Source organism: Dysgonomonas sp. Marseille-P4677 (assembly GCF_016652235.1).
In the GTDB taxonomy this organism is placed as follows: Bacteria; Bacteroidota; Bacteroidia; order Bacteroidales; family Dysgonomonadaceae; genus Dysgonomonas.
Window position 1 is genome coordinate 33571 of the sequence record NZ_JAEPKU010000002.1, and the last position, 17661, is coordinate 51231.

The following is a 17661-nucleotide window of genomic DNA, read 5'->3' on the forward strand; positions in this document are numbered from 1 at the left end:
ATTGTTTGCTGATAACTGATAGCTGATAACTGGACTCATATTGAACTTAGAACTATTTATAGCAAAGCGCATCCACTTCGGTGGAAATAAGGGAGAAAAGCGAGCCTCGTCTCCAGCCATAAAAATAGCTATTGCCGGTGTTGCGATAGGATTAGCAGCCATGATATTAGCTTTATCGATCGTTATCGGATTTAAAACTGAAGTACGGAATAAAGTTGTAGGATTTGGCTCGCATATACAAATATCAAACTTGAGCAATAACAGCACTTACGAAACACAATCTGTCTGTGTCAGCCCAGAGTTAATCAACCAGCTAGAGCACATAGAAGGTATCAAGCACGTTGAAACATTTGCTACAAAACCCGGAATAATCAAGACAGATAGTGCTTTTCAAGGAATTATTCTTAAAGGAATAGGAAAAGATTATGACTGGGGATTCTTCAAACAAAATATGATTGCCGGGTCAATCATCGATCCAAATGATACGATTCATGTCAATCAGGCAATATTATCAAAAAACATATCAAACAAACTTAATCTTAAAACAGGAGATAGTTTTCTTTGCTATTTCATAGGAGATAACGTTAGATTCAGAAAGTTTTACATAACAGGAATATATAGTACCAATTTTGAAGATTACGACAAGCTTTTTGTTGTTACAGATATAGACCTGATCCGTAAATTAAACAATTGGGAACAGGATGAAGCCAGCGGCATTGAGTTGCTGGTAAAAGATTATAACAAACTTGATGAAATTCAGCAGGCTGTCTTTGTTGAGATGATGAGTTATCGCGACCGTAAGGACAACACGTTCTTAACCAGGTCTATCAAAGAGATGAATCCAATGATATTCAACTGGCTCGATCTATTAGATATGAATGTAATCGTGATAATAGTTCTAATGTTTTTAATATCTGTATTCACTATGATATCAGGATTGCTTATCATCATCCTTGAGCGAACTAACATGATTGGTATGCTAAAAACGCTTGGAGCCCGTAACTATAGTATACGTAAAACATTCTTATATATATCCTCATTCCTCATTCTTAAAGGTTTGTTCTGGGGTAATATTATTGCTATCGCTATCCTAATTATACAAAAACACTTTGGACTGATTAAGCTAGATCCTGATACATACTATGTTTCAGAGATGCCTGTGGATATAAATATCCTTTATATACTACTTATTAATTTAGGTACACTTCTCTTATCTATGTTAATGATGATAGGACCATCATATTTGATTGCCAGAATTTCACCAGCTAAGTCTATTCGGTTTGAGTAAATAATTTTCAAATCATATCATAAATAAAAAACGCCTTATTCTATATGAAATAAGGCGTTTCTGTTATTGTCTTAAAAAGATTATCCACACTTAGATGCACCACAATTAGTACACTTCATGCAACCTTCCTGATATACTAATGTTTCCAAACCACATACCGGACATTTCTGACCTTTGGCTTCTGTTTCGCTTGGCAAATATTTCTTCAACGCACGCTCAACACCGTTTTTCCAAGTATTGATCGTTTCACTGTTAAGTTCAAGACCCTGTACAAGTTTTACGACCTGATCAATCGGCATACCATAACGAAGCACTCCGGAAATCAATTTAGCATAATTCCAAAACTCCGGATTAAACTTACCATTAAGCCCTTCGATAGTAGTTTTGTAACCTCTCTTATTTTTAAATTGAAAATCGTATGAACGATGTCCCTCATCATTTATTGTTTTGATAATAGTACCGGTATTTACATTTTTTGGCAACATCAATCCCTCGTCATCGTCAGATAACCCGGTAAATATTTCATACGGACGACCATTATGTAAACCGATAAATGCAATCCACTTTTCTTTATTATTCTGGAACTTGATTACATCTGCAGTAAGTTCACGAGGACGCTCCTGTAATATCTCGGGACGCTCATAACAGTCGTCGCACTCTGCTTCTGTTTTCTTGTTATCAGCTGCAACCAATACTCCTGCACGAGATCCGTCGCGATAGACAGTACAGCCTTTACAGCCACTCTTCCAAGCCTCAATATACAAATTATTAACAAGCTCCTCCGATACATCGGAAGGTAGATTAATCGTAACACTGATAGAATGGTCTACCCACTTCTGAATACGTCCTTGCATTTTTACTTTTTGCAGCCAATCTACATCATTTGAAGTTGCTTTATGATAAGGAGATTCCGCCACCATTGCATCAACTTCTTCGTTTGTATATCTCTTGGTTGTAGAATAGCCCTTACTTTCCATCCATGTTACAAACTTATGATGGAATACAATATATTCTTCCCACGAGTCTCCATTCTCATCTACAAAATCTACACGTACTTCTTTATCGTTCGGATTCACCTTACGGCGACGCTTGTATACAGGCATGAATACAGGCTCGATACCCGAACTGGACTGAGTCATCAAACTAGTAGTACCAGTAGGAGCAACTGTCAAACAGGCAATATTGCGTCGTCCATATTTCTCCATATCCTTAACTAGCTGAGGATCAACTTCTGCTAAACGATTGATAAATGGATTGTTTTTTTCACGTTTAAAATCAAATATTTCAAACGCTCCACGTTCTTTTGCCATATCTACAGAAGAACGATACGCAGCAATAGCTAATGTACGATGTACTTCTTCTGCAAAAGCTGTAGCTTCTTCCGTTCCATAACGAAGTCCCATAGCAGCAATCATATCACCTTCAGCAGTAATACCAACTCCTGTACGACGACCTTGAAGCGTTTTGGTACGTATTTTTTCCCATAGATGTCTTTCAGGCCATCTTACTTCATCAGTTTCTGGATCATCACCTATCTTCTGTAATATTTTATCTATCTTTTCAGTTTCAAGATCAATGATATCATCCATTATACGTTGAGCCAGACCGACATGTTTTGTGAAAAGTTCAAAGTCGAAATAAGCATCTTCTTTAAATGGATTTACCACATATGAATATAAGTTTATTGCGAGTAAGCGGCAGCTATCATATGGGCAAAGAGGAATCTCACCGCAAGGATTTGTAGAGATAGTTTTGAATCCTAGATCTGCATAACAATCCGGCACTGACTCTCTAATAATAGTATCCCAAAATAGGACACCAGGCTCGGCTGACTTCCATGCATTATGTACAATTTTAGCCCACAAATCCCTAGCCTCTATATCTTTAGATGTAGTAGGATTTGACGAATCGATAGGATATTGTTGAGTATATTTACTGCCATCAACAACCGATTGCATAAAGGCGTCATCAATACGTACAGATACATTAGCTCCGGTTACTTTACCTTCAACCATCTTTGCATCTATGAAAGACTCTGAATCAGGATGTTTAACCGACACGCTTAACATTAATGCTCCACGACGACCATCTTGAGCAACTTCACGTGTAGAGTTCGAATATCTTTCCATAAATGGCACCAATCCTGTCGAAGTTAATGCTGAATTCTTTACAGGAGATCCTTTTGGGCGGATGTGAGACAAGTCGTGACCAACACCTCCGCGACGTTTCATCAACTGAACCTGCTCTTCATCTATACGAATAATTGCCCCATACGAATCTGACGGACCATCCAGACCTATAACAAAACAGTTAGATAATGATGCTACCTGAAAATCATTACCAATACCAGTCATAGGGCTTCCTTGTGGTACGATATATTTAAAATGATCGAATAAATCGTATAACTCTTGACTAGATAGCCCGTTTTGATATTTAGCTTCTATACGACCAATTTCATTAGCCAGACGCCAATGCATATCTTCAGGTGAATGTTCATAAATATTACCCTCCGCATCTTTTAATGCATACTTATTCACCCATACTTTTGCAGCGAGTTCATCACCATTAAAGTATCCCAATGCGGCATTATACGCCTCATCAAAAGTGTAAACCTTTTGTGCCATTTCCTCTTATACTTTTAGATTATTTCTGTTCTTGTCTGTGAAAAAAACAAGTAATATTTTTCATAGTACAATATTACTCAATTCAAAAAGACGAAACAAATTTTACAACAACATTTTATAAACAAAAAGATAAGTTTTCTAATTTAAAACTTAAACACCTATATATCTTATACTTAAAAAATATCATTAGCAAAAAAGTTTTCCTTTTTTATTTTCACTATATATCATAAAACAAAATAAACAACATAAAGTTTTCAAAAACGGAACAAAAAAAAGTCAAAAAAGTTTTTCACTTTCTCAACTTTTTTTTATTTTAAATAGATTCGATCCTTATTCTACAGGAGCAATAAGTTCTGGATCAATCATTATACGTCCACAATATTCGCAAACGATAATTTTCTTTCCCATTTTAATGTCCATTTGTTTTTGTGGCGGTATCTTATTAAAACATCCCCCACAAGCTCCACGTTCGATACAAACAACAGCCAAACCATTACGAGCACTTTTACGAATACGCTTAAATGCTTGTAGCAAGCGAGGCTCTACATCTGTTTCTATTTCTTTGACATCTTCACGAAGTTGCTCTTCTTGCTGTTTTGTTTCAGCAACAATATTATCCAGCTCTTCTTTCTTTTGTGTCAAATCTGCCGTACGCTCTACTAAAAAAACTTTACTTTTTTCAATTTGCTCACTTAAATTCTTTGACTCTTGAGCAAATTCACGAGTACGCTTTTCCGACAATTCGATTTCCAATGTTTCGAATTCAATTTCTTTGCTTAAATGATCGAATTCGCGATTATTACGTACATTATCTAATTGCTCTTTATATTTTTCTATTTTTAGCGCACTGTCTTTTGCTTTCTGTTTTTGATGAGAAACAGTAGTATCCGATTCTTTTAGCTCCGCCTCATATTTCTTAATACGCGTTTCCAATCCTATAATCTCATCTTCTAAGTCTGCTACTTCCAAAGGAAGCTCACCGCGAAGAATCTTTATATTATCTATTTCAGATAACTTTTGCTGTAAAGAGTAAAGCGTTTTCAGCTTTTCTTCTACTGTTATTTCTTTTTCTTGTTTCTTAGCCATATTACTTGTGTTTTATTATAAATCTCAAAATATTATTATAAAAAAATGCAGTAATCAAATAGCTTTAAACCATCCTCTTACTACATCATTTGTAAAAGTGGGAGTAAATCACCACCTAACTACAAATAGTTTACAGGATTTACATCAAATCCTGACATATATACTGCAAAGGTAGGATATTTTTTCGAGATAATATCAAAAAATATATTCTTTGTAAATATTTCAGATTCATAATGTCCTACTACAGCTAGCAATACTTTATCTTCAACGTCATAATAATCATTATATTTTGCCTCACCTGTTATAAAAACATCAGCACTATATGATATGGCCTTAGGTATAAGAAATGCTCCGCTACCACTACAAATCGCAATATCACGAACAGGCTTTCCTCTAAGAACCGAATGCTGGATAGTTTTTAGATGAAATGTATCTTTCAATAAATATAAGAAATCTTCCTCATCCGTCTCTTCAGGTAAAGTTCCAACTATTCCGCTTCCGGCCTTCTCCCACTTATTCTGTAAAGTATAAAAATCATATGCAGGCTCTTCATAAGGGTGTACAGCTATTAAAGAACGAAGGACTTCTCCTTGTTTGTACACAGGTAAAACCATTTCGATGCGAACTTCTTGTTCGGTATGCAATTCTCCTATTTCCCCACAGTAAGGCTTTGCTAAATCGCCCGCCCTAAATGTCCCCTCGCCTGCGACATTATAACTACAACAATCATAATTTCCAATATGGCCTGCACCTGCATTAAAGAGGGTGCTACGAACCAACTCCGCATGAGAATGAGGTACATAGGTAACAAGCTTAAGCAGTTTCTCTTTTTGTGGATCAAGTATTCTTATATGCTGTAAATTAAGCATATCCGCCAGATATCGATTAATACCCTCCGAGGCATTATCCAAATTAGTATGAGCTGCATAAACAACAATGTCATGCTTACATGCTTTTATCATGCAACGTTCTGTATAATTCTTTCCTGTAAGCGATTTAAAACTACGAAACGCCAGAGGATGATGCGAAATAACAAGATTACACCCCAAAGCAACAGCTTCATCCAAAACAGCTTCGGTCACATCAATACATACGACAGCACCTTTAGCCTCCTGATTAACATCGCCTATCTGGACACCACTATTGTCATAGCTTTCTTGCAAAGGAAGTGGTGCTAATTGCTCTATCGAGTGTAAAATCTCTTTTATCTTCATAATTTACCATATTAAGTAAATCCAAAGATAAAAATTTATTGAAAGATTTAGCAATATTAAATAGTGAAACTATAAATAAGCAGCAAAGGCTCTCCTCTCGAAAAGCCTTTACCATAATATATACATTTAATAGAAAACAGATATTCAATCAAACATTCTTCTAAAATGACTAAATATCTTCTCCTTAACCGACTTGCTAGGTTGGAAATTTGGAGAATTTTCGAGCCCGTTTAAAGTCTCTTTTTCGCTATCACTTAAGTTCTCTGGAATATATACGCTTATATTGATCAATAGGTCTCCCGTACCATATCTATTGATACTAGGCAACCCCTTATTCTTTAAGCGAAGTACTTTTCCCGGTTGTGTACCCGGTTCTATAGTAACTTTAACTTTGCCATCTATTGTAGGAACTACAACACTTCCGCCTAATGCTGCGGTAGATACGGTAAGTAAAAGATTGTAAACAACGTCATTATCATCTCTAAACAGCTCTGGATGTACCTCTTCCTCTACTAATATAAGTAAATCACCATTCACTCCTCCATGACGGGCTGCATTTCCTTTACCACTCATCGACAACTGCATCCCCTCTGCAACACCTGCTGGTATGTTGATAGTAATTACCTCTTCTTCACGAACAATACCTTCACCTGAGCAATGGCTACATCTTTTCGTAATCGACTTACCTTCTCCATTACATGTCGGACAAGTAGACTGAGACTGCATTTGTCCCAGAATAGTATTTACCACACGTGTTACGACTCCGGAACCTTTACATGTGGAACATGTCTCATAAGCAGTGCCACCATCGGCACCAGTACCCCTACAATGAGAACAAGCAACAAACTTATTTACCTTTATCTTTTTCTCAACACCGGAAGCTATATCTTTCAATGTTAGCTTTACTTTCACGCGCAGATCCGAACCTCGATTCTGCCTTGGGCCACGCTGACCACCAAATCCACCACCAAAATGACCGCCAAAGATATCTCCAAATTGAGAGAATATATCATCCATAGAGAATCCGCCTGAATGACCACCAAATCCACCCGGAGCGGTATGACCATAACGATCATATCTGGCTCGCTTTTGTTCATCACTTAGTATTTCATAAGCTTCAGCCGCCTCTTTAAATTTTTCTTCGGCCTCAGTATCTCCCGGATTCTTATCAGGATGGTATTGGATTGCTTTCTTGCGATAAGCCTTTTTTATTTCTTCGAAAGTTGCTGTTTTTGTAACTTCCAATATTTCGTAGTAATCTCTTTTAGTTGCAGTTGCCATCAGCTTTGCTCTTTATTATTTTGCTACAATTACTTTAGGGTAGCGAATTACTTTATCATCGAGTATATACCCCTTTTGAATACTATCTACAATCTTATCTTTATCATCCTCTGTTTGCGCCGGAACAGTCGTTATGGCCTCATGTTTATCTGTATCGAAAGGCTGTCCGATAGTTTCAATTTCTTTTATACCATGCCTTGTCAAAAAGGTTCTGAATTTACTATAAATAAGATCCACCCCCTCTTTTACAGCTTCAATATCCTCTGTTTTAGATATATTATCTAAAGCACGCTCAAAATCATCTACTACAGAAATAATATCCAACAAAACCCTTTCACTACCTAACTTCAACAAGTCTGCTTTTTCCTTTAATGTACGTTTACGATAATTGTCGAATTCGGCATTAAGACGTAAATAAGAATCATTCAACTCATTATATTTTGTTTCCCAATCGGTCACATTGTCATTTGATTCAATTTCTGGCGTATCAGCCAACTGATCATTTGTCATATTTTCTGACTCAGGAGATTCTGTGTTTTCAAATTTCTTTTCAGTAAATTCTTCTTTCATATCTTAGTATTTATTTTATTCTTAAGCGATTAAAACACAAAAACCGGCAAATCCAATAAGACGACTTACCCTCTATTTTTTATGTACCTTATATATAACAAAAGGCTTGCCAAATTTGCAGGATTTATTGAATGTGCACTTATCTCTAAAATACATTGTTGATATCGGCTAACAATGTCTAATAAAAAATGTCTTTAGCTAAAAGATTTTAACTAAAGACATCGAATACTATATTACTCCAACAAAAAAATTATCTTAAGCTAATTTTTTGCACACCGCCCTTCAATTGAACCGTATTCCCTTCCCAAACAAATACACCTGTTATGTCGGATGGGATCTCTACAATTCCGGTTATTCCGGTTACTCCCTGACGTTTTAAATCAACCTTTATCATTCCTTGAGGATGAGGAGTAGATGCCGTAACTTCTTTTAGTTCTCCAAGAGAAGGTTCTATTTTTACCGTTTTGAAATTGGGTGAGGTTGATGATATTCCGCAAATAATAGCAAAATAATCATACAAGGGACTTGCACTCCAGGCATGACAGTCGGATCGTGCCGGCTCCGGTTTCTCAGCAAATGTGGTTAACCCAATTTTGATCATGTCACGCCAATAATCAAGTGATGGATAATACAGATCACCCAATCCTGAAATCTTTAATGCCTGCGTCAGATAAAATCTATAATAAAAAGTAACTGGAATCAAAGATGTATCGTTTACTACTTGCTCCATTACTGTCTGTCTTTCTTTATCAACAATAGCATCACTTAGAACAGCCATTATACCCGCATGTTGACTATAAGACGTCTTTTCCGGTGTATCAGCCATTGCATTTCGCTTATTATCGAAACAATTATCATAAGTGGCTTTATTCAGACTATCCGCCAATTTGAGATATCGATCCGACTTATAATCCATTCCGAAATAACGATATAATTGAGCAACCTGATTGAGAGTATAAGCCAAATGCAATGTAATGACTGAAGAATTTCCATCATCAGCTCCAGGAGGTACACCATTTGGAAATCCATCAGTGTAATCGGTAAAATTCCACCATGTCATAGGGCCTAACATGCCCTTACTTTTGTCAATATTCTTTTCATACCAGTCTAAAACAGGCTCTATAGCCGGAAGAAATTGAACAACAAAAGCATCATCTTGTCTGTACATCCAATAATCGTAAATCATCGATATCCAATACAATGAATACGGAGGTATAACTTGCAAACGACTACTCGGATAACGTCCCTGAGTTAAACCATTAGGAACCCTGGAATTATAAAAATCAAGAATTGCTTTACGCATGAGACGATCATCGCCTGTCACATATAGGGATATCAACGATTGTATGCGGGTATCGCCCGGATATTGAAGTTGTTCGTAATACGGACAATCATAATAAGTCTCTCCTGCACAAAGACGAGCCGTACGCCAACCTACATTCCATATATCCCCCAGAGATTTATCATTTGAAGAAAAGCGGGCCACTTGTTTAAATGGGTATCCTGTATAATAACCATATAGATCATTGATAATTAAGGGCTCATTTGAAGTTGTAACATCAACCTGCATATAACGATAAGTCCTAAACCACAGCGGACTAAATCTTCTATCTACACCTCCATCTGGCAGAAACACATCATAATTACCAATAACAGAACGTCCTTCCACCTCGTTTCTATTCGCCTTCTGCAAATTACTATCCAATAAGGCTTCTGTATAAGTCAACTGTACAGATGCTCCTTTTCCACCGGTTACAGATAACATAGGATACGCAGTAGTATTTACTCCCTGATCGATAAGAATTGATACTTTAGTATTAGCAGGAACAATTAAAGGGCTTGTACCCTGTAAGAAATTATCAGGTACTACAATTCCATCAGCCTTTCTTACTTTTTGCAACCGCTGTATACTTTCTTCCATCAAAGGAATATTCCGCGGGGTCAACTGCCATAAATTATCAGTTCCTACGCCATAGGGAGATGGTGATGTAACTATACTCGCGCTACTCCAAGGATCATCGTCAAACTCCAAACTCTCCCATCCCCAAGGATATTCAGTTCCATCGATTCGGTCTCCCGGCCCGACTACCATGTATGCATGTAAACGTGCTCCATTATCTGTAGAACAAGGGGTATATGCTTTATTTTGCAAAACTTTCCAACTACTATCTGTATTTATCACTTGCTCAGCATCCCCATCTCCCTGAATAACAAATCCGGTTTGATTAGAAATCTGGGCTACAGGTGCTAAAACACCCATATTCCATACTGTAGAAGCGATAATATTATTCCCTTTTTGAAGATAGGGAGCAATATCTATCGTTTCGAAATACCAATTTACTAAGTCGCCTCGAGCAGGGCCACTGCAAACGGACTTCCCATTCACAAATAAACGATAGCGATTATCTGCCGAAATATGTATAATAAATTTATCGGGAGACTGTCCCAGATTTATTTGTTTCCTAAAATGAAATACACCATAGTCTTTCTGCGCAACATCGGGACAGGTAATCCAACTTGCAGTCCAATGATGCTTCAACAGTTTAGAATTAATCTCTTGTGCAAAGGAAGTACTCCCCACCAATAAAAATATTAATAATAACAAATTAAAACGTTGAAACATAATATATAGCATTTAAGGTTTTTTCGATGGTTTATAAAATTACCCGATTTACTTTGTATATATATTATCTAAAATGATAAAAATCATTTAAATTTTGATCTTTGTTATAAGCAGATAATAATAAATACTATTTAATTCATATTAATCAAAAGTATTCGCTCCAGACTGTAGTATTTTTTATCTTTGCATGAATCATAAAGAGAAAACAAACTGATAATAATTATATTCAATTATGGAACTATCCTCTCTCTTATCTCCTATCAATATAACTCTATCAATTCTAGTCATAGCCTCAATTTTCTTTATGCGAGGCAAGGTCCGATCCGATTTAGTGGCAGTATGCGCATTATTAGGTTTAGTGTTGTTCGGAATACTAGCTCCATCTGAAGCTTTAGCAGGATTCTCAAATTCGGTTGTAATTATGATGATCGGGTTATTCGTTGTTGGAGCTGGCATTTTCCGAACAGGACTCGCCAAAATGATAAGTAGCAAAATATTACAGACAGCCGGAAACAGTGAAAATAAATTATTTATATTAGTTATGCTGGCTACAGCTTCGATTGGCGCTTTTGTCAGTAACACAGGTACTGTTGCTGTTATGATGCCTATTATTGTAAGTATGGCTGCCAGTGCAAATATTAGTCCGCGTAGATATCTGATGCCTTTAGCTTTTGCGAGTAGTATGGGGATGTTTACATTGATTAGTACTCCACCCAACCTTGTCATTAATAATGCTTTGATAGAAGCGGGATATACTGCTCTTTCATTCTTCTCGTTCGCTCCCATTGGCTTTGTAGCCTTATCAGTAGGAGTTATTGTCTTGTTCTTTTTAAGTAAGATGCTTATATCGAAAAGTGATTCTTCTGACAATAAAAAGAAACAAGGTAAATCCTTAAAAGAACTTGCGGAAGAATACAACCTATCTCATCAATCGTATAAAATTGACGTTAAGGACGATTCACCTCTAGTTAATAAAAGTCTAGCTGAGCTCAAAATTGCAACACATTATGATGTTAGTATAAGCAAAATAATAAGAAAAACGGGTAATTCGAGATTCAGAAAAAACTATACTGAAGAAGTAGCCGGACCAAAATCAATTATACAAAAAGATGATATACTTTATTGCCTTGGAGCAAAAGAAAACATTGAACGCTTTGTTTCAGAAAATAATTTACATCTTGAAAGACATAATGATAAAGATGTTTTCTCGGAATCCCAAGATTCTGGTATTGCCGAAATATTCATTATGCCAAATTCAAGATTAATTAACAGAACAATATCTGACATTCGATTTCGCGAGGAATACAATGTAAATGTATTGGGTATTCAACGACAAAAAGAATACCAGATGCACGATATAAAAGATACAAAGTTACACTCCGGCGATGCCCTATTAATACAAGGAACATGGAAAGACCTCGCAAACCTGGATGATCGGCAAGATGATCTGGTATTGGTTGGTCAACCTCTTAAAGAAGCTTCAAAAGTCACTCTGGACCAGAAAGCCCCAATAGCCGCCATCATTATGCTCCTGATGATCATTGCTATGGTATTTGAATTTGTACCTTCTGTTATCGCAATAATGCTTGCAGCCACAGCAATGGTTATAACAGGCTGTCTGCGCAATGTTGAAGAGGCTTACTCAAGCATTAACTGGGAAAGTGTTGTTCTTATAGGTGCCATGCTACCAATGGCTACAGCTTTTCAAAATACAGGGGTTGACACTCTAATTTCTGGAGGGTTAGTTAATAAATTAGGTAATATGGGGCCATACGCGCTAATGGCTGGTATTTATTTTTGTACATCGTTGCTAACAATGTTTATAAGCAATACGGCTACAGCTGTATTATTTACTCCTATTGCACTAAAGGCTGCTATTGGAATGGGAGTTAGTCCTTATCCGTTTTTGTTTGCCGTTGCCGTAGCTGCAGGTATGTGTTTTGCTTCGCCATTTTCCACCCCACCAAATGCATTGGTTATGACAGCGGGACGCTATAGTTTTATGGATTATGTAAAAGTAGGATTACCCTTACAGATTGTTATGGGAATAGTGATGATATTAGTACTGCCCTTGTTATTCCCATTCTATGAATAACAATCAAAAACGAAGTTATAATAAATTAACTATTTGTTGAAGATAGCGAGCATCTGTTTCATCGAAATGATTTAGATACTCGCTATCGATATCCAGTACGGCTATCACCTCATCTTTATCGAACAATGGTACTACAATTTCAGATTGGGATGCTGCATCACAAGCAATATGTCCCGGGAATTGATGTACATCTTCTACTACAATTGTTCGCTTTTCTTTCCATGCTGTTCCACAGACACCTTTACCACATCTTATACGTGTACAGGCTATCGTTCCCTGGAAAGGGCCAAGTACAAGCTCTTCATTTTTTACAATATAAAAACCTACCCAGAAAAAACCGAAAGTCATCTTCAATGCCGCTGATATATTTGCAAAGTTGGCAATAGTGTCCGTCTCCCCTTCTATTAATGCTTTTAGTTGAGGAAGAAGGGATAGATAGGTTTCTTCTTTAGAAAGGGTGGTGGCAAGATGGAGTGTGTGGAACATAAGAAATAGAATTTATAAAAAGTTTATCAGTAAAATATAAACTATTCTCTAAATTTAAGATTATTTATAAATTCCACAAAAGTCAAACTCGTTTTTCACTTGCTTTTTACTCAGTGATAAGAATTCTTTATGACGTACTAACCAAACTATTATATCGGCCTGTTTATATGCTTCACCATACGAAATTAAGCTAAAAGTCTTATGTTTATCTACATTTGGCTCAACAACCAATACCTCTGCTCTAGCCTCCGAAATTATTCGAGATGTTATATACTTTGCTGGAGATTCCCTCAAATCATCTATATCTGGTTTAAAAGCAAGCCCCATACACGCAACAACTGGTTCTCGTTCATTCTCAATTTCAAACTGGTGGCAAGCCTCAATAACCTTATTTGCGCACCAATCGGCTTTATAATCATTTGTTTCTCTGGCTCTTTTAATTATATTCGCTTGTTCCGGATAATCCGATACAATAAACCAAGGATCAACAGCTATGCAATGACCTCCAACACCCGATCCTGGCCACAAAATATTAACTCTAGGATGCTTATTAGCTAACTCTATTAATTCCCAGACATTAATCCCGGCTTTATCACAAATCATAGAAAGTTCATTTGCAAATGCTATTTGGACATCTCGGGATGAATTCTCAGTTAGCTTACACATCTCAGCAGTCCGAGCATCTGTTTTATGTAAAGTACCTTTTACAAATATAGAATAAAACTCGATTGCTTTATCAGAAGATTCCTCATTAATCCCCCCTATTATACGATCATTATTCTCCAACTCATATATAACATTGCCAGGAAGAACTCTTTCTGGACAATAGGCGATATAAATTTTCCCTTGCAATTCCGGACGTTCTTTAAAGATAATCTCAGCCATCCTCTCTGTTGTCATAACAGGTGATGTCGATTCAATTACAAATAAATCACCTTCTTTTAGAAAAGGAATAACAGTACGAGTTGCACTTTCTACATATGCGGTATCAGCCCTATGATTCTGTTTAAATGGTGTTGGTACTACAATTAAAAATACATCAGCTTGTTCTGGATTAACCGCTGCACGCAAACAACCTTTTTCAACAACCTTTTTTACAAGCTTATCTAGTTCCGGTTCTACAATATGAACCTTTCCTTGGTTTATTGTTGCTACAACATCAGGATTTACATCTACTCCTAGCACTTCTACCCCTTTATTAGCAGCAACTGCTGCAGTTGGTAGGCCTATATAACCTAATCCCATAAATACCGCTTTCATAACTTTTTTTATTTTATATAGTTAACTATCCTTTCTACTGCATTTCCATTACCATACGGATTATGCGCTTTTTGCATCGTCTTGTAATAATCAACATCATCAAGTAGTCTTGATAACTCAGATACAATTTTTTGCTTATCCGTTCCTACGAGCTTAACAGTTCCTGCAGACACAGCTTCTGGTCGTTCTGTAGTATCCCTCATGACAAGCACTGGTTTTCCTAAACTAGGTGCTTCTTCTTGAACACCACCACTATCTGTTAATATTATATGGGATTTATTCATCAGCCAAACAAATGCCGGATATGCTAATGGATTTATCAATTTTATATTATCAATATTTCCTAATAGAGAATGAACGAGATTTGACACATTCGGATTTAAATGGACAGGATAAACTATCTCAACATTTGCATATTTTTCAGATAAATCTCTTAGAGCCTTACAAATATTCAAAAAGCCATTTCCAAAATTTTCTCTACGATGCCCTGTTACGAGTATAACTTGTTTAGTAAAATCAATACTCTTCTGTAAATTGCCTATTTCTTCATCAGAGTATGATTTTAACCTATTTGTTGCATATAGCAAAGCATCAATAACAGTATTCCCTGTAATATATACATTTTTTGTTATACCTTCTGATAATAAATTATTTTTAGCTGTTTCTGTCGGAGAAAAATGAATATCTGCCAAACGGCCTGTAATTTGACGATTTATTTCTTCCGGGAAAGGAGCATATTTATTATAAGTCCGTAGACCTGCTTCCACATGGCATATTTTCGCACCAGCATAGTATGCAGCTAATGCAGCAGATGTTGATGTAGTTGTATCACCATGTACAAAAACATAATCTGGATTATATTCTTCCAAGATCGGTTTTAGTCCGATAATGACATCAGCTGTTAATTGATATAGGTTCTGCCCTGGACGCATAAGGTTCATATCATAATCAGGCTTTATATCGAAAAAATTCAGTACTTGATCTAGCATTTGTCTATGCTGGGCTGTAACACATACTTTAGCATCAAATACACCTGTATATTTCTTGAATTCCTTTACCAAAGGAGCCATCTTTATAGCTTCTGGACGAGTTCCAAAAATCAGAAGTACCTTTTTCATGTTTTTAATTTTTTATTTTCCTATATTAATTCTTTCTTTAATAACTAGTTCTATAAACTTATAATTCCCAATAATATATCTTCTCCACATTCGTCTAGGTTCTTGAATTAAACGAAAAAACCATTCCATCCCTATTTTTTGCATCCATATTGGTGCACGAGCTGTATATCCAGCTATAACATCAAAAGATCCCCCAACTCCCATAGTAAATCCAACAGAAGAGAGTATATCCCTATACTTATCTAGGAATATTTCTTTTTTAGGGGAGGTTATAGCTACAAACAATAAATCAGCATTACTTTGAGCTATTTGCTGCGCTATATACAGTTCATCTTCCTTTACATAATATCCGTTTTTGTACCCTGCAATTATATCTTTTGAATATTTATTTGTATAAACTTGTACTACTTTAGATACAACTTCCTCTTTAGCTCCAAAGAAGAAACATTTATATTTTCTTTCATATGCCATTTTCACAAGATTTTCCATCAGATCAATCCCAGATACACGTTCCGGTATATACTTACCAAGAAATCTAGCAGCCCAAACGATACTTTGTCCATCTGCATTTATAAGATCACAATTAACAACACTCTCATGCAATTCTTTATTACTTTGCATCGCAACAACTTTCCCTGCATTTACAACGACATGGGTTAACGACTGATGTCTCTGTAAAGTACTATCAATCTTATTGATAGTTTCTTGCATGGTCAGAGTATCTATCGGAATATTTAAAAAATCAATTCTATTTCTGTCTTGCATAAATATCTTTTTTGTTTTAGTAGTCGCTGTTAGCCACTACTGAGAAATGTTTATAGATGATAGTTCTATCTTTAACAAATCCATATCAATAGTTCCTTTTCAATTGCATTAAATATAAACTATCATCTATTGTTAAGTCTTGTATATCTTCATGGTTTTACATATAAACAAGCACAAATATACGGCATTTAGAGCACTCCAAAGTACATGACCACCAATAAAAGCCATGGAAAAAAACAAAACTGAAAACATAGTCTTATATGATCGATGTATTTGGCTAAAAATTTGCTTATATATCAATAAAAAAATTACAGCACCTACGAATCCAAAGATCATGATAAGGTCTAATAAATCCATTTCTGTTGTTATGTGACTATTCCCCTCTGTCAATACCCCTCCAAATAAGTAATTTGGCCAAGACCAAGAATCTAAAGTCTCAATAAACCTATATATAAATCCATCTCGTCCGGATAAAAATATAGATACAGCATCCATCTTATCTAACCTCCAGACAAAATAAGAAAACATCTCAACGGATTTTAAGTATTCACTAATTTTTTCATAATAAACACAAACAAAAACCATCGTTGCCAATAATAAAAATGCAACAATTTTTTTACCTGTATTTGGATAGAGTTTATAGAAGAACCAAGGAACAGAAACCAAAACACAAATCCATGCTGCTTTTGTCCCTAATAATAAGCAAGCAATTACAGAAAAGACGAGAGGTAATTTCTTTTTTTCCTCTTTATAAATATAAAAACTATAAAATAAAGCGATTAACCAAAATAATGAAGCTTCATTCTGGGCAGGAATAAAACCTATATATCCAAATCTTACAGTGCTGTATGCTTTAAATAATGGAACATTAGCTATAAAACCTAAAATAGCGCAAAAACTGTTGATATAAATAATCAGTTCGTAAGCTTTAAAAATATATTTTCTCTGAATTAAATTCATTTTTTCAAGAGCATTATGTACAAATATAAAGCAGAGAAAAAAGAACATTGTTTTATTCAACAAGGAGAAAAATACTGCAAAGTTTCCAACCCCACTATTTAATAATAGAATCCAATATGAAAAAATACTACTAACAATTATAAAACAACAATAAGCTAATATCTGAGAATCTTTTACTACAATCTTGCGGTAAAAAAATAACCAGATCAGAATAAGAATTTCAAATAACCCTCTAAAATATATCGAAAATTTCGGATAGTCGGCCCCTGTTACATGTGAGGACATGAGTAT

Annotated in this window: 13 protein-coding genes; 2 read left to right on the forward strand and 11 right to left on the reverse strand. The window is 35.7% G+C overall.

The window, feature by feature from the left end:
- The first annotated feature begins 40 nt into the window (after nt 1-40).
- Nucleotides 41-1288, forward strand: a complete 1248-nt coding sequence (locus tag JGH11_RS00980) for an ABC transporter permease (protein ID WP_201109688.1) — start codon at nt 41-43, stop codon at nt 1286-1288.
- Nucleotides 1289-1368: 80 nt separating this feature from the next.
- Here JGH11_RS00980 and JGH11_RS00985 read toward each other — a convergent pair whose 3' ends face one another.
- The 6 genes from JGH11_RS00985 to JGH11_RS01010 all read right to left on the reverse strand — a co-directional run bounded on the left by JGH11_RS00985 (nt 1369) and on the right by JGH11_RS01010 (nt 10686).
- Nucleotides 1369-3912 carry an adenosylcobalamin-dependent ribonucleoside-diphosphate reductase gene (locus tag JGH11_RS00985; RefSeq protein ID WP_201109689.1) on the reverse strand — a complete coding sequence of 848 codons (2544 nt, stop codon included), beginning with the start codon at nt 3910-3912 and terminating at the stop codon, nt 1369-1371.
- Between the two features lie 330 nt (nt 3913-4242).
- Entirely contained in the window at nt 4243-4998 is a 756-nt protein-coding gene (locus JGH11_RS00990) for a zinc ribbon domain-containing protein (RefSeq protein ID WP_201109690.1), read from the reverse strand.
- A 119-nt stretch (nt 4999-5117) separates the two neighbouring features.
- Nucleotides 5118-6212: a Nif3-like dinuclear metal center hexameric protein gene (locus JGH11_RS00995; protein ID WP_201109691.1), complete on the reverse strand. Its 1095-nt coding sequence runs from the start codon at nt 6210-6212 to the stop codon at nt 5118-5120.
- Nucleotides 6213-6356: 144 nt separating this feature from the next.
- Nucleotides 6357-7493 (reverse strand): molecular chaperone DnaJ, encoded by a 1137-nt coding sequence (gene dnaJ / locus JGH11_RS01000; RefSeq protein ID WP_201109692.1) that lies wholly within the window; start codon nt 7491-7493, stop codon nt 6357-6359.
- A 15-nt stretch (nt 7494-7508) separates the two neighbouring features.
- Entirely contained in the window at nt 7509-8063 is a 555-nt protein-coding gene (locus JGH11_RS01005; protein WP_201109693.1) for a nucleotide exchange factor GrpE, read from the reverse strand.
- Nucleotides 8064-8313: 250 nt separating this feature from the next.
- Entirely contained in the window at nt 8314-10686 is a 2373-nt protein-coding gene (locus JGH11_RS01010) for an alpha-L-rhamnosidase N-terminal domain-containing protein (protein ID WP_201109694.1), read from the reverse strand.
- A gap of 259 nt (nt 10687-10945) precedes the next feature.
- Between JGH11_RS01010 and JGH11_RS01015 the strand changes: the two genes are divergently transcribed.
- Entirely contained in the window at nt 10946-12781 is a 1836-nt protein-coding gene (locus JGH11_RS01015; RefSeq protein ID WP_201109765.1) for an SLC13 family permease, read from the forward strand.
- 15 nt (nt 12782-12796) lie between these two features.
- On the opposite strand, the gene JGH11_RS01020 is transcribed toward JGH11_RS01015, so the two are convergent.
- From JGH11_RS01020 to JGH11_RS01040, 5 genes are all read right to left on the reverse strand, one after another.
- A complete protein-coding gene (locus JGH11_RS01020) occupies nt 12797-13267 on the reverse strand; it encodes a GAF domain-containing protein (RefSeq protein ID WP_201109695.1) in 471 nt (156 codons plus the stop codon).
- A gap of 60 nt (nt 13268-13327) precedes the next feature.
- Nucleotides 13328-14527 (reverse strand): UDP-N-acetyl-D-mannosamine dehydrogenase, encoded by a 1200-nt coding sequence (gene wecC / locus JGH11_RS01025; protein ID WP_201109696.1) that lies wholly within the window; start codon nt 14525-14527, stop codon nt 13328-13330.
- Between the two features lie 8 nt (nt 14528-14535).
- Nucleotides 14536-15645 (reverse strand): non-hydrolyzing UDP-N-acetylglucosamine 2-epimerase, encoded by a 1110-nt coding sequence (gene wecB / locus JGH11_RS01030; RefSeq protein ID WP_201109697.1) that lies wholly within the window; start codon nt 15643-15645, stop codon nt 14536-14538.
- Between the two features lie 12 nt (nt 15646-15657).
- Nucleotides 15658-16410 carry a WecB/TagA/CpsF family glycosyltransferase gene (locus tag JGH11_RS01035; protein ID WP_201109698.1) on the reverse strand — a complete coding sequence of 251 codons (753 nt, stop codon included), beginning with the start codon at nt 16408-16410 and terminating at the stop codon, nt 15658-15660.
- Nucleotides 16411-16542: 132 nt separating this feature from the next.
- Nucleotides 16543-17370, reverse strand: coding sequence for a hypothetical protein (locus JGH11_RS01040; RefSeq protein WP_236263818.1), 828 nt, complete (start codon nt 17368-17370; stop codon nt 16543-16545).
- Nucleotides 17371-17661 lie beyond the last annotated feature (291 nt).